The following is a 13,697-nucleotide window of genomic DNA, read 5'->3' as shown; positions in this document are numbered from 1 at the left end:
GTTTCGCGTAACGCGTTGAACCGTGGGCTTAAACCTTTTGCTCGTTGCTTATGCCGTGCGGCACGTGGCCGGTGGCGACCACCTCGCGGGCCAACTCGCAATGACCGGCCTGATCGTCGAAAAACACGTCGGCGGCAAAGGCTTCGAGAAACGCCGACTTGGTCAGGCCGCCGAGAAACAGCGACTCGTCCAGACGAATGTCCCATTCGCGCAAGGTACGGATCACTCGTTCATGGGCCGGCGCCGATCGCGCGGTCACCAGCGCGGTGCGGATCGGACAGGCGTCTTCGGGGAACTCGCGCTGCAACAGATTGAGGGCTGCGAGGAAGCCCTTGAACGGCCCACCGCGCAACGGCTCGCGGGCGGCTTCACGCTCGCTGGCCTGAAACGCTTCCAGACCACCGGACTGATAGACGCGCTCCGATTCGTCGGAAAACAGCACCGCGTCACCATCGAAGGCAATGCGCAATTCATCACTGGCCGCACGGCTGGCGCCACCCGACAGAATGGTCGCCGCGGCGAACCCGGCATCCAGCGCACTGCGCACGTCTTCGGCATGCGTCGAAAGAAACAGGTCGCAGCCAAACGCCTTGAGGTACGGATAAGGACTGCGTCCGCCGACAAACGCCGCGCGGGAAATCGCCAGGCCATAGTGGTGGATCGAATTGAACACCCGCAAGCCGGTGTCGGCACTGTTGCGCGACACCAGGATCACCTCGACCCGGGCACGGCCGAGGCTGGTGTTCAAGTTGAGGAGTTTTTGTACCAGCGGGAATGCATCACCGGGCTCGAGGATTTCGTCTTCGTGTTCGATCTGATATTGCCGATAGGCCTCGACACCGCTCGACAGATAAACCTTGTGGCTTTCGCTCAAGTCGAACAGCGCACGCGAAGAAATCGCCAGCACCAGTTTGTCGTCGATAGTTTTTGCCATGCCCTTCCCCCTCAGGATGATCGACTCAAGTATTACGTCGATCGATAAAACTCAAACTGCGATACAAGGCTTCGATTCGCGGCAACTCGCACCCTGCGGCCTTGGCTGCCGCCAGTGGCCGGGCGTAAATCGCATCCAGCTCAAGTGGTCGTTTGTGCAGAAAATCGTGGTACATGCTCGGCCAATAGTCCGGCATTTTCTCGGTCACCATGAACAGATGATCGGCATAACCGGCCGGTACGTCGTGACCGCAAGCGATTGCGCCCTGAACCACTTCAGCCATCAGAGCCTTGATCAGTTCCCGACTGTCGGCATCGGCCATCAACGGCGTGGTGCTTGCCCCGAGCAGAACCGACAGACCGTTGTAGGGGATATTCCAGACCAGTTTTTGCCAGCGCGCCTGATGCAGGTTCGCCATGGCCTGGGAATCGATGCCGGCGGCGCGGAATAGCCCGGCGCCTTCCTCGACAATCGCCATGCGCGCCTGATCATCGGCTGCGGGGCCGCTGTGATAGCCAACATTCACCGCGCCGAGCGCCTGATGAGTGATAACGCCTGGTCCGTCGCGATGGACGCAGATATAGCAGAGCCCACCGAGCACATGCAGCGAATCGGGGAGCAACGCTCGCAGACTGTCTTCAACGTCCAGGCCATTTTGCATCAGCAGCACTTTCGCACCGGGGGCGGCGGCTTGAATGATCGTCGGTGCCAGCTGCGCGTTACTGGTGGTTTTCGCGCCCACCAGCAACCAGTCACAGGGCGGCATGTCTTCGGCACTCGAATAGGCCTGAACTGGATTCAACGTCAGCGCGCCGTGCACCGCACTGTCGAGCTTCAACCCTCGCTCGGCCACCGCCGAAAACTCACTGCGCAACAGAAAATGCACATCGAAACCGGCACGCGCCAGCATCAACCCGTAGAAACCGCCGATCGCGCCGGTTCCGATAATACCGATTGTCGGTTTGGTCACTCCCCCCATCATGGCAACTCCTCTGCAATTCGACTCAACGCCTGAACCACGGCTTCATTGAGCTCAGTGCGGGTCAGGCGCGATTTTAGTGCCCCGAAGAATTCACCGTCGCGCACCACAAACAGCGCCGGCAAATAAAAAACCTGATAACGCTCGACCACCCCGCCATTGTTCCCGGCATCAATCCAGCACAACCGATCGACGTCCAGATCGAGTCGTGGCAATTGCTCACGGGCAAAACGGCAACTGGCGCAGCCGACGCTGGCGAAAATGACCAGCGACACACCTCTCATCGCCAGCAGCCGTTGGTCGGCGTCGAAATCAGTCAGTTCCAATTCGACCACTATACTGGGTGGAACAATGTCAGATGGCCGACACATGGAGTCCGTGTTCATGGGACGTTTTATTCCTCACCCTGACGATGTGCCCGTCGAATTGACGTTGCTCAAACCTGAGTGTATTTCACGGCAACAGCTGCACACTATCAGCCTCGGGGGCATGGCTTGCAATTATCACCGGGCGTGGCGCCACGGTACGGCGCTGGAAGTTCGCATGCCGACCTTGAACCCCGACCTGCGTTTTCTGGGCTATGTAGCCTGGTGCCTGCGACGCAAGCGCGGCTATCTGGTAGGCATTGCCTTTGTAGACGAACAGATGATGTTCAGTGCCCGGATGGGCGAGCAAGTGTGCCAGATCGAACGTTACTGCCGCCTGCATGACGCACATGACGAGCTGAAGGATATTCAGGCCCTGGCTCTCGAATGGGTCCAGGAGCATGCCGACGAGTTCTCTCACGACACGGTTCACAGGGCATTTGCGCAGGCAATACTGGATTAAACCGGTGTCTGCCCATTGTCGAGCAGGCGCGTAACGCGCTAAGGTTCTGCTCCCCGACGCGCTTAATTTGCTGTGCTCCGCCGCGCGGGTTCGCTGGCGGCCGGCACCCGTGACCTGACGAGTAAACGATGGCTGATTTACCGATCAACGACCTAAACGTCGCCTCCAACGAGACGCTGATCACTCCCGATCAGCTCAAGCGTGATATCCCTCTGAGTGACGCTGCCCTGCGCACTGTCACCAAGGGCCGCGAAGTCATTCGCAACATTCTTGATGGCACCGACCACCGCCTGTTTGTTGTCATCGGGCCTTGCTCGATCCACGACATCAAGGCAGCCCACGAATACGCCGAGCGCCTGAAGGCGCTGGCGGCAGAAGTGTCCGATACCCTGTATCTGGTCATGCGCGTGTATTTCGAGAAGCCACGCACCACCGTCGGCTGGAAAGGCTTGATCAACGATCCGTACCTGGACGACTCCTTCAAGATTCAGGACGGCCTGCACATCGGTCGTAAATTGCTGCTGGACCTGGCCGAGATGGGCCTGCCGACCGCGACTGAAGCCCTCGACCCGATCTCCCCGCAGTACTTGCAGGACCTGATCAGCTGGTCGGCCATCGGTGCGCGCACCACCGAATCCCAGACTCACCGTGAAATGGCCTCCGGCCTGTCCTCGGCAGTCGGCTTCAAGAACGGCACCGACGGCGGCTTGACGGTCGCTATCAACGCCCTGCAATCGGTTTCCAGCCCTCACCGCTTCCTGGGCATCAACCAGGAAGGTGGCGTGTCGATCGTCACCACCAAGGGCAATGCCTACGGTCACGTGGTACTGCGCGGTGGCAACGGCAAGCCGAACTACGATTCGGTCAGCGTCGCGCTCTGCGAGCAAGCGCTGAACAAAGCGAAGATCAAGCCGAACATCATGGTCGATTGCAGCCACGCCAACTCCAACAAGGACCCGGCCCTGCAACCGCTGGTGATGGAGAACGTCGCCAACCAGATCCTCGAAGGCAACCAGTCGATCATCGGCCTGATGGTCGAAAGTCACCTGAACTGGGGCTGCCAGGCGATCCCGAAAGATCTCGCCGACCTGCAATACGGCGTGTCGATCACCGATGCCTGCATCGACTGGTCCGCCACCGAAAACACCTTGCGCAGCATGCATGCCAAGCTCAAGGACGTGCTGCCGAAACGCGATCGCAGCTGATCAATTTTCGCCGCATAAAAAAACGCCGGGCTTAACCCGGCGTTTTTTATGCGTTCGATTCTTTGAAAGGTTACTGGCTCAGCTTGGCTGCATGCCGCTGGTGGCGCTCCATGTAGCGTTCCACGTAGGAACACGATGGAATGACGGTGTAACCCATTTCTTCAGCGTACTCCAACGCCTTCTCGGTCAAGGCTGCCGCAATGCCGCGACCACGCAGCGCGTTGGGCACAAAGGTGCGATAGATATCCAGGGTCTGTTTCCCCAGATCCATATAGGTCAGGTAGGCACGATGACCGTCCACATTGGTCTCGAACTGATGACCAGCCTGGTCATGGTGGATGGACAACGCCTCGCTCATCACTACTCCTCGCGGGTCTGGAATTCTGACCCCTACCTTACCGATGTTTTTCCGGCGAAGGAACATCTACGCCACCCCGTGCCTGAATGGACACCGAGAAGAACTGCACCAATCTCGCGCAACCGAGCACGTATCAAATAGTAGGCACCATTGGCAGAAATGCTCAAGGTACGCTCGTCATCACGCTGGGGGCGGGGGTGCTGCTCCGGGTTACGCAGAGACGGCTCGACCAAGATCTCTCAAGGTCGACAGCCTGAACATTGCCGGATGTTGAGACTTAAGACGAGCGCCCTTTGTTAAAGTCACCTGAACATGGAGAAAGATATGAGAGGCACCACGCAAAATCCGAACAAAAGTGTAGACGAATCCATCTAGACAGACTTTAGCCAAGACGGAGAAAAGAGCCCTGCGCTCGCGGAACTTTTTTTTGGCGGCTCGCTCAGCTCGGGCCTCCCAGCTGGATATTTTTTAAACAATGCAGTTAAAAGTTGCTCGAAAAAGAATCAACGCCTACAATTTTTTTTGCTTCTTGCCATACGTCAGTTTACTTACGACAAGTAATGGGTAGTATGTACGCCGGCTATTTCCTCACTCTGAGGAGACAGCTACTTAATAGAAAGTCCTTGAAGGGGAACACGATGAACAACGTTCTGAAATTCTCTGCTCTGGCTCTGGCCGCAGTTCTGGCTACCGGTTGCAGCAGCGTATCGAAAGAAACCGAAGCACGTCTGACAGCTACTGAAGACGCAGCTGCTCGCTCCCAGGCTCGTGCAGACGAAGCTTACCGTAAAGCTGATGAAGCTCTGGCTGCTGCTCAAAAAGCACAACAGACTGCTGACGAAGCTAACGAGCGTGCTCTGCGCATGCTGGACAAAGCTAGCCGCAAGTAATAATCCTTCGGGATTGTTATCAAGCCGACCCATTTTTTGGGTCGGCTTTTTTATTGCCAGGCGTTTTGTGCAGGCCATAAAAAATCCGCCGACGCTGTCAGCGTCGGCGGGTTCTGTTCAAGCATTACTGCAGCGGGTCGATCGGTGCACTCGTCACCATCGGCGCCGAGGAATTCGGCACTCCGATTTCCACCGGCAGACCGTCTTCGGCGGCAACCACGTCGCGGACCACATCCCAGTTCATGCGCAGGTTGTTGGTGATGTCCTCACGCTTGAGCATCGCGTTGATCACCGCGGTGTGTTTGTCGACCACAGAAGGGTTGCCCTTGTCGTCCAGCGGCGTGTGCGCTTCCAGATACACCTTGCCGCCACTGACACCGAACTTGTACGGGTCGCTGATAATGCGCACCGACGTGCCTACCGGCACCATGCTCGCCATTTCCAGCACGTTGTTGTTGAACATGCGGAAGCAACCGTGGCTGGTGCGCATGCCGATGCCGAACTTCTTGTTCGAACCGTGGATCAGGTAGCCCGGCGTGCCCAACGTGAACTTGAACGGCCCCAGCGGGTTGTCCGGGCCGGCCGGCACCACGTTCGGCAGTGGATCGCCATCGGCGGCGTGCTCGGCCTTGATCGACGCTGGAGGGGTCCAGGTCGGGTTCGGCGTCTTGGCGGTGATGCTGGTATGGGCAATCGGCGAGCCCCAGCCTTCACGGCCGATACCCAGCGGGAAGGTGTACACCACGTTCCGGCCTTTCGGGAAGTAATAGAGGCGGTACTCGGCCAGGTTGATGACGATGCCTTCACGCGGGCCTGGTGGCAAGATGAAGCGCGTCGGCAGCACCACTTCGGTGCCAGCGCCCGGCAGCCATGGATCGACGCCAGGGTTGGCCGAGACCATTTCCGAATAGCCCAGATCGTAGGTGGTGCCAAGGTCGGCGAAGGTATCTTCGTACTTGGCCTTGATCACCTGGACCTGACCGACGATGTCTTCACCGGGCGGTGGCAGGGGCAGCTCCAATGCTGCTACGGGACCCGCCACACAGAGGGCGGCGAGAGACAGGTAGCGGGTGACGGCAGGAAAGCGCGGCAACATCCGGAAAATCCTTCGCATGATCGACAAGGGTATAAAAACGGGATTGTACACCGGCATCTGGAAAATCGGGGAGTTGACCGATAGCAAGCAATCTATAGGGCTCTAAAGCTCGAAACGCAGCTCTGGCCAGATCGGCGATGTGCCGCGTTTTTGCGATTCAAGAATGGCCCGGCACAGCGAGCACAGGCGCTGATCCTGGAACACACGGCGATCGACGCTCGACCAGCGCGGTTGCGCCGGCAGCAGGCTGCCGCACAAGGTCCGGTCCGCCGAGCCGCCCAACTCCAGTTGACGGGTCACCAGATGTACCCGCACTTCCTGGCAGGCGAACAGATCCAGCTGTTCGTCAGGCTCGATCAGTTGGTAGGCAAAAAGTGACCAGGCAGGACGCGGCATCGGGGGCTCCAAATCGGGGGCGCCACCTTAGCCGAAACACCGCCGCTAGAAAAGCGTCAAAGCAGCGGTTTCAGTGTAGGCCAGACATTTTCCAGCAACTTGTCCTGAGCCCCGGCAGCCGGGTGCAGTCCGTCGGCTTGCATCAAGTCCGGATGACCGCCCACGCCGTCGAGAAAAAACGGCACCAGCGGGATCTTTTTCTCCTCGGCCAGCGTGCTGTAGACCTTCGCGAAGGCCTCGGTATAACGAACGCCATAGTTGGGTGGCAGTTGCATGCCGAGCAGCAGCACCTTGGCGCCACTGGCGCGGGACCTGTCGATCATTGCTGCAAGGTTTTGTTGCAATTGCGTTGGCAGCAATCCGCGCAGGCCATCGTTGCCGCCCAACTCGAGGATGACCAACTCAGGTTTATGCTCTGCAAGCAGCGCGGGCAGGCGCGCCTGGCCTCCGGCGCTGGTGTCGCCGCTGATGGACGCATTGACCACCTTATCGTCGAAACCTTCGCGCCTGAGCCGCTGCTCGAGCAATGACACCCACCCCAACCGGGTATCCAGCCCGAAACCCGCGCTGATACTATCGCCAACGATCAGGACTGTACCCGCCGCTGCGTTCTGGGCCATGCACATCAAGGCCAGGCCAGCACTCAAAAACCACACACGCATCGGATTCTCCATGGGCGCAAGCATTCTCACCGCGAGGAACCTCAGCAAAGTGGTTCCCAGCGCGGAAGGTGAACTGACTATCCTGCACGAACTCAGCCTGGAACTGAACAAGGGCGACAGCCTGGCCATTGTCGGCGCCTCCGGGTCTGGCAAGTCCACCCTCCTCGGCTTGCTCGCTGGTCTCGACCTGCCGAGCAGCGGCGACGTCACCCTCGCCGGGCAAGCCCTGAGCAATCTCGATGAAGACCAGCGCGCCCGTATCCGGGCCGAGCATGTTGGGTTTGTGTTTCAGTCCTTTCAGCTCCTCGACAGCCTCAACGCCCTGGAAAACGTCATGCTGCCGCTGGAACTCGATGGCCGCAAAGACGCCCGGGAACGCGCCACCGAGCTGCTGCGAAGGGTCGGCCTGGGCCAGCGGCTGACCCATTCGCCACGCCAGCTTTCGGGTGGCGAACAGCAACGCGTGGCGATTGCCCGTGCGTTTGCCGCCGAACCTGATGTGCTGTTTGCCGACGAACCCACCGGCAACCTCGACAGCCACACCGGCGAGCGCATCAGCGATCTGCTGTTCGAACTCAACCAGGAACGCGGTACAACCCTGGTGCTGGTGACCCACGACGAACGCCTGGCACATCGCTGCCGGCGTCTGATCCGCCTTGAAGCCGGCCTGCTGGTCGCCCCTCTGGAGCCTTGATGGCACGCCTGCCGCTGTTGCGCCTGTTCAGTCTTGCCATCCGCCAACTGCTGCGCGACGCCCGCGCCGGTGAGTTGCGCGTGTTGTTTTTCGCCTTGCTGGTGGCCGTGGCGGCGAGTACCGCCATCGGTTACTTCGGCGCCCGCTTGAACGGTGCCATGATGCTGCGCGCCACCGAGTTTCTCGGTGCCGACCTGTTGCTTGAAGGCAGTTCACCGGCGCGGCCCGAACAGATTAAAAGCGGCCTAGAGCTGGGCCTCGAACACGCTCAGGTGGTGGAATTCTCCAGCGTCATCGCCACTGACACTGACATTCAGTTGTCCAGCATCAAAGCTGCCGACGACGTCTACCCACTGCGCGGCGAACTGAAAAGTGCACCGGCGCCCTTCGCCCCGGAAGAACCCGGTGGCGGACCGAAACCCGGTGAAGCCTGGGTCGAAGCACGACTGCTGACCGCGCTAAACCTGAAGATCGGCGACAGCATCGACGTCGGCATGCGAACCCTCAAACTGGCGCGCGTGCTGACCTACGAACCGGACCGCGCCGGCAATTTCTACAGCCTGACGCCGAGGGTGCTGATCAACCTCAGCGACCTCGCCGCGACCGGCGTGGTGCAACCCGGCAGCCGGGTCAGTTACCGCGAACTTTGGCGCGGTAAAGCCGAGGCGCTGGAAACCTATCGTCAATTGATCAAACCCGATCTGGCCGCCAACCAGCGTTTGCAGGATGCCCGCGATGGCAACCGACAGATCGGCGGTGCCTTGGGCAAGGCCGAGCGTTACTTGAACATGGCCAGTCTGGTGGCGGTTCTGCTGTCCGGTGTGGCGGTAGCGCTGTCGGCGACGCGCTTCGCCACCCGCCGATTCGATGCCAGTGCATTGCTGCGTTGCCTGGGGCTGTCCCGACGGGAAACCATGGTGCTGTTCAGTTTGCAGCTGACGGTGCTCGGACTGCTCGCCAGTATCAGCGGCGCACTGATCGGCTGGATCGCGCAGTTGGGTCTGTTCGCGCTGCTGCATGATTTATTGCCGACCGACGTTCCACCGGGCGGTCTGTTTCCAGCCATCGCCGGGATCGGCACCGGGCTGGTTGCGCTGGCCGGTTTTGCCTTGCCGCCACTGGCGGCACTGGGCCGGGTTCCGCCATTGCGGGTATTGCGTCGGGACATGCTGCCGATTCCTTCCAGCACCTGGATGGTCTACGGCGCGGCATTGGGCGCCCTCGGGCTGATCATGTGGCGTCTGAGCCTGGACCTGGTATTGACCTTCGCCCTGCTCGGTGGCGGTGTGATCGCAGCATTGGTGCTTGGCGGTTTGCTGTTGCTGCTTCTGAAGAGTCTGCGCCGAATGCTGGCGCGCGCCTCTTTGCCGTGGCGCCTCGGGCTAGGCCAATTGCTGCGTCATCCACTGGCGGCCGCGGGGCAATCCCTGGCCTTTGGTTTGATTCTGCTGTCCATGGCGCTGATCGCTTTGCTGCGCGGCGAGTTGCTGGACACCTGGCAGAACCAGCTACCGAAAAACGCGCCCAACTATTTCGCGCTGAACATCCTGCCGGCGGACAAACAGGCGTTCATCGATCATCTGATCAAATTGTCAGCGCAATCGGCGCCCCTTTACCCGGTGGTACCTGGACGGCTGATCAGCGTCAACGGCGAGCCGGTACAAGAAATCGTCAGCAAGGATTCGGCCGGTGACCGAGCGATACAGCGCGACCTGAGCCTGACCTGGGCGGCGGATTTGCCGGCGGGCAACAAACTCACTGCGGGTAACTGGTGGGCCGAACAGACGCCGGACGAAATTCCCGGCGTATCGGTAGAAGGTAAAGTCGCCGAAAGCCTGAAGCTCAAGCTCGGCGATCACATGGTGTTTACCGTGGGCGGCGTCAATCGCGAAGCGAAAGTCACCAGCCTGCGAGAGATCAACTGGGACAACTTCCAGCCTAACTTCTTCATGATCTTCCAGCCCGGCACGCTGAAGGATCTGCCGGCGACCTACCTGACCAGTTTTTATCTGGCGGCCGGCCATGATCAGCAGATCGTGGATCTGTCCCGGGCGTTTCCGGCGGTGACCATCTTGCAAGTCGAAGCCTTGCTCGAACAGCTGCGCAGCATCCTCGCCCAAGTCACCCTGGCGGTGGAATACGTGCTGTTGTTCGTGTTGGCGGCGGGGATGGCGGTGTTGTTTTCTGGCTTGCAGGCGACGCTCGATGAACGCATTCGCCAAGGCGCCTTGTTGCGAGCGCTGGGGGCCGAGCGGCAATTGTTGGTCAAGGCCCGGCGGATCGAGTTCGGTTTGCTTGGGGCTGTCAGCGGATTGTTGGCGGCGCTGGGTTCTGAACTGGTGAGTCTGGTGCTCTACCGCTACGCCTTCGACCTGCCGTGGCACCCGCATCCGTGGTTGTTGGTGCTGCCACTGATCGGTGCGGTGCTGATCGGGGGTGCCGGCGTGTTCGGCACACGTCGCGCGCTGAACGCCAGCCCCCTGACAGTCTTGCGCGAGGGTTGATAGACTCAAGCTCTCTCTACCACAAGAAGTTGCCATGAGCCGCTATCGCCCTCCCCGCACCGCCGGCACCGCGCTGATCACCCCCGAAGGTGAAGCGCGGATGCGGGCCGAGTTTCATGAGCTCTGGCATGTTCGGCGGCCGCAGGTGACACAGTCAGTCAGCGAGGCCGCGGCACAGGGCGATCGCTCGGAAAACGCCGAATACACCTACGGCAAAAAGATGCTGCGCGAGATCGACAGTCGAGTGCGCTTTCTCACCAAGCGGCTGGAAGCGCTCAAAGTCGTCAGCGAAAAACCGAGCGATCCGAACAAGGTTTATTTTGGCGCCTGGGTCACGATTGAAGACGAGGACGGCAAAGAGTCGCGCTATCGCATCGTCGGGCCGGATGAGCTGGACCTGAAACAGGGTCTGATCAGCATCGACTCACCGCTGGCCCGCGCCCTGATCGGCAAGGCGCTGGACGCCGAAGTTCGAGTCCAGACACCGACCGGTGAGCAGTGCGTGTATATCGTGGCGATCGACTATCTTTGAGCCGCAGCGCTCTAAACCTCAACGGCGGGTAATCAGCCCCTGTCGGGCAACGCGAGTCAATTGCTTGATCACTTCGGGGGCGTCCTCGAAGCTGGGCGATTGAATCACCGCCAGATCGAAAATGTCGCTGGCAAATCGAGCCAGCGATTCACCCTCTTCGACAAACTGGATCAGGAAGGCCGCAGGCCCACCGGTGCGACGTGGCCAGCCATCGAGATAACGCAAGAGTGTCGGCTGATGTTTGCCGCCAAGCAGGATTTTTGGATTGCGCTGGGTGAGGTGTGCCGTGATCGGCGCGGGGCGTATAACAGGGCTTAGTGCATTCATTGTGTCGTGTCTCAGCCTCAAAAGTCTGCATGGCAGGTGAGAGGCAACACCGAACCAGCGCTTTAGCGGTATTTCGAAGCCTGTTTAAAGCCTCTATCGGCAACTGAATGAGTTACCTGGCGCCCCGCAAGTAGCTGTTTAAATCGGCGCATAGGCAGCATCCTAGAGAAGCTGACCGGACAGTGTCAAGAATGACGAGCAACAAAAAGGCCCGCGCAATGCGAGCCTTTTCATTGAGCCAGAGCGGTCAGCCAGCGATAGCGCGGTCAGCCGAGAGCTTGCCGGCGCCTTCGATCAGCACCGCGATGCTGCCGCCGAGCAGGGCCAGGGCGAATTCATAACCGTTGTTGACCATGAACAGACCATGAGGGAGATGCACCGAGAAGATCGCCACCAGTGAGAGGATGGTCAGGCCGAGGGCTGCCGGGCGAACCAGCAAGCCGATGATCAAGGCCAGACCGGCGAAAAACTCGGTACCGCCCGCCAGCGTCGCCATCAGGTAACCCGGCGCCAGGCCGATGCTTTCCATGTACTGCGCGGTGCCCGCCAGACCGTAACCACCGAACGCCCCGAAAAGTTTTTGCGAGCCGTGGGCAGCGAAGATGATGCCGACGAAGATCCGCAAGACAGTCAGGCCGTAGCCAGCGCGGGTAAACAGTACCTTGTTGATCAGTGTGCTCATGCTATGTCATCCGTTGTCAGAGTGTGTTGGTTGGCCGCTATATTAATCAGTAAATCTCATGTTAAAAGCGCAATAAACTCGCCATAACAATCAGTTTATTCGATTATTTTCGTGAGGCAACTTTCTGCCCCTGGGGCTCCAACGATTCCCGCTCCCGATCGAACGCCAGGTAATACTTGTTCACGCTATTAACATAGCTGACGGCGCCCATTCCCACCTGCTCCATGGCGATGCGCTCGACCTGGAAGAACCACTGATTGGGATTCAAACCGCGCCGACGAGCCTCGGCACGCATGCCCTGAACCCGCTCCGGCCCCATGTTGTAGGCCGCCAGCACGAACGCCATGCGCTCGCGCTCGTTGAGTTTGGGGCTGGCAAAGAACTTGCGACGAATCATCGCCAGATACTTCGCCCCGGCCTGCACATTGGCGTCGAGATTCTGAATGTTGTTGACCCCCACCCGCTGGGCGGCGGACGGGGTGATCTGCATCAGGCCGGTAGGGCCGCTGCCACCGAGGGCGTTGGGTTGCAGGGCTGATTCCTTGAACGCCAGGGCCGCCAGATTCAACCAGTCCATGCCTTGGGCTTCAGCGTGCTTCTGCAGCACAGGCCGAAGTTTCTCGAGGCGCTGCCGATCAGCCTTGGCCAATGGATAGTGCACTTGATACAGACGTCGATAGATCCGCAGGAACGCGGCATCCTGATCCGATGGTTTTTTGTAACCGGTCAGGAAGCGATCAATGCTCGCCCGCAACATTGAGGCGTCGCGGCGCACGAACCAGAACTCTTCGCCTGGTTCACTGATGAGCACCTGCCGATCGAAACGCAACTTGGGCAGAATCTTGCCCCAGCGCTCGGCAATGGGTTGCTCGACGATAGTCAGGTGAAAGATTCCGCCCTGGACCATCTCCAGCACATCCTCGATCGCCAGACTGGGATCGACCCACTCGATGGTCACCGGTGGCAGTTTAAGCAGCGCGAGCTTTTGATTGATCTGGCTGACCGCGTCCCCGGCGGCACTACCGGTGGGCAACGCCAGGGATTTGCCAGAGAGTTGTTCGAAACGGGTGTAACGTCGCTCGCCTTTGATCCCGACCAATATCAACGGGATGTTGCTGGCAATCGGTTCACTGGTGCTGACCGCGTGGCCCGGTTGCAGGTCCAGCAGTTCCCCTGGCGCGACCAGATCACCCTCGCCGCGCTGTAAAGCGCCGATCAGTTGATCCTTGCCCTTGGGAATGATCTTGAGGGTAATTTCCTGACCGTCACGGGCGTGACCGTTGAGGTACTGCTCGAAGGCACGCAAGCGGTGGTATTCGACACCGATGGCCTGGCCCTGAACTTCGCCGGAGCTGTTGCGGCTCTGGTTGACCAACACCCGCAACACACGACTGCTGCGGATTTCCGCCAAGTCCCGCACCTTGGTCGACGGCACGGCTTGCAGCGGCCCGGCCAGACGTGCAACCGCCGGCATCGGCAGCAGCAACGTACAACACAGCAGTAGCAAAACCGAGGGACGTGTCATCCACTCTCCAGAAAGAATACTGGGCCGATCTCAAGAATTTTCATGAAATCGAACGACAGAAACAGAGCGCCTTGAGCGCTGGCAA

General features: G+C 59.7%; 16 protein-coding genes. 6 read left to right on the top strand and 10 right to left on the bottom strand.

What is annotated here, in order from left to right:
* Window positions 1–28 precede the first annotated feature (28 nt).
* Genes FQ187_RS10340 through FQ187_RS10330 form a run of 3 tightly spaced genes read right to left on the bottom strand, consistent with a single transcriptional unit; the run spans window position 29 to window position 2,299 of the window.
* On the bottom strand, window positions 29–934 hold the full coding sequence (locus FQ187_RS10340) for a 5'-nucleotidase (protein ID WP_008148545.1): 906 nt from the start codon (window positions 932–934) through the stop codon (window positions 29–31).
* A 25-nt stretch (window positions 935–959) separates the two neighbouring features.
* Entirely contained in the window at window positions 960–1,916 is a 957-nt protein-coding gene (locus FQ187_RS10335) for a putative 2-dehydropantoate 2-reductase (protein WP_149629385.1), read from the bottom strand.
* Window positions 1,913–2,299 (bottom strand): thioredoxin, encoded by a 387-nt coding sequence (locus FQ187_RS10330; protein WP_149629384.1) that lies wholly within the window; start codon window positions 2,297–2,299, stop codon window positions 1,913–1,915. Before FQ187_RS10330 ends, FQ187_RS10335 begins: the two co-directional genes overlap by 4 nt.
* Here FQ187_RS10330 and FQ187_RS10325 point away from each other — a divergent pair.
* Window positions 2,298–2,741: a PilZ domain-containing protein gene (locus tag FQ187_RS10325; protein WP_149629383.1), complete on the top strand. Its 444-nt coding sequence runs from the start codon at window positions 2,298–2,300 to the stop codon at window positions 2,739–2,741. The two genes, FQ187_RS10330 and FQ187_RS10325, sit on opposite strands and share 2 nt — an antisense overlap.
* A 128-nt stretch (window positions 2,742–2,869) precedes the next feature.
* Entirely contained in the window at window positions 2,870–3,946 is a 1,077-nt protein-coding gene (locus FQ187_RS10320; protein WP_149629382.1) for a 3-deoxy-7-phosphoheptulonate synthase, read from the top strand.
* A 70-nt stretch (window positions 3,947–4,016) separates the two neighbouring features.
* Here FQ187_RS10320 and FQ187_RS10315 read toward each other — a convergent pair whose 3' ends face one another.
* The gene (locus FQ187_RS10315; RefSeq protein ID WP_008057026.1) at window positions 4,017–4,304 is read right to left on the bottom strand and encodes a GNAT family N-acetyltransferase; all 288 of its coding nucleotides are present in this window, start codon (window positions 4,302–4,304) and stop codon (window positions 4,017–4,019) included.
* Window positions 4,305–4,942: 638 nt separating this feature from the next.
* On the opposite strand from FQ187_RS10315, the gene oprI reads away from it, so the two are divergent.
* Complete coding sequence (gene oprI / locus FQ187_RS10310; RefSeq protein ID WP_002553018.1) at window positions 4,943–5,194, top strand: outer membrane lipoprotei OprI; 252 nt, start codon at window positions 4,943–4,945, stop codon at window positions 5,192–5,194.
* 124 nt (window positions 5,195–5,318) lie between these two features.
* On the opposite strand, the gene FQ187_RS10305 is transcribed toward oprI, so the two are convergent.
* The 3 genes from FQ187_RS10305 to FQ187_RS10295 all read right to left on the bottom strand — a co-directional run bounded on the left by FQ187_RS10305 (window position 5,319) and on the right by FQ187_RS10295 (window position 7,348).
* Window positions 5,319–6,290 carry a L,D-transpeptidase family protein gene (locus FQ187_RS10305; RefSeq protein WP_149629381.1) on the bottom strand — a complete coding sequence of 324 codons (972 nt, stop codon included), beginning with the start codon at window positions 6,288–6,290 and terminating at the stop codon, window positions 5,319–5,321.
* A 102-nt stretch (window positions 6,291–6,392) separates the two neighbouring features.
* A complete protein-coding gene (locus tag FQ187_RS10300; RefSeq protein WP_003226812.1) occupies window positions 6,393–6,686 on the bottom strand; it encodes a hypothetical protein in 294 nt (97 codons plus the stop codon).
* A gap of 56 nt (window positions 6,687–6,742) precedes the next feature.
* Window positions 6,743–7,348, bottom strand: a complete 606-nt coding sequence (locus FQ187_RS10295) for an arylesterase (RefSeq protein ID WP_149629380.1) — start codon at window positions 7,346–7,348, stop codon at window positions 6,743–6,745.
* A gap of 10 nt (window positions 7,349–7,358) precedes the next feature.
* On the opposite strand from FQ187_RS10295, the gene FQ187_RS10290 reads away from it, so the two are divergent.
* Genes FQ187_RS10290 through greB form a run of 3 tightly spaced genes read left to right on the top strand, consistent with a single transcriptional unit; the run spans window position 7,359 to window position 11,078 of the window.
* On the top strand, window positions 7,359–8,042 hold the full coding sequence (locus tag FQ187_RS10290) for an ABC transporter ATP-binding protein (RefSeq protein ID WP_149629379.1): 684 nt from the start codon (window positions 7,359–7,361) through the stop codon (window positions 8,040–8,042).
* Window positions 8,042–10,546, top strand: a complete 2,505-nt coding sequence (locus FQ187_RS10285; RefSeq protein WP_149629378.1) for an ABC transporter permease — start codon at window positions 8,042–8,044, stop codon at window positions 10,544–10,546. The genes FQ187_RS10290 and FQ187_RS10285 overlap by 1 nt, the downstream gene beginning before the upstream one ends.
* 34 nt (window positions 10,547–10,580) lie before the next feature.
* A complete protein-coding gene (gene greB, locus FQ187_RS10280) occupies window positions 10,581–11,078 on the top strand; it encodes a transcription elongation factor GreB (protein WP_008148506.1) in 498 nt (165 codons plus the stop codon).
* An 18-nt stretch (window positions 11,079–11,096) separates the two neighbouring features.
* On the opposite strand, the gene FQ187_RS10275 is transcribed toward greB, so the two are convergent.
* From FQ187_RS10275 to FQ187_RS10265, 3 genes are all read right to left on the bottom strand, one after another.
* Entirely contained in the window at window positions 11,097–11,405 is a 309-nt protein-coding gene (locus FQ187_RS10275) for a class I SAM-dependent methyltransferase (protein ID WP_149629377.1), read from the bottom strand.
* A gap of 247 nt (window positions 11,406–11,652) precedes the next feature.
* Window positions 11,653–12,087, bottom strand: a complete 435-nt coding sequence (locus tag FQ187_RS10270; RefSeq protein WP_129436989.1) for a DoxX family protein — start codon at window positions 12,085–12,087, stop codon at window positions 11,653–11,655.
* A gap of 103 nt (window positions 12,088–12,190) precedes the next feature.
* Window positions 12,191–13,612 carry a transglycosylase SLT domain-containing protein gene (locus FQ187_RS10265; protein ID WP_149629376.1) on the bottom strand — a complete coding sequence of 474 codons (1,422 nt, stop codon included), beginning with the start codon at window positions 13,610–13,612 and terminating at the stop codon, window positions 12,191–12,193.
* Between the last annotated feature and the right edge of the window lie 85 nt (window positions 13,613–13,697).

Source organism: Pseudomonas sp. ANT_J28, assembly GCF_008370005.1.
In the GTDB taxonomy this organism is placed as follows: Bacteria; Pseudomonadota; Gammaproteobacteria; order Pseudomonadales; family Pseudomonadaceae; genus Aquipseudomonas; species Aquipseudomonas frigoris.
The sequence above is the reverse complement of the archived record's forward strand: the minus strand, read 5'-3'. Positions and strand labels throughout refer to the sequence as shown.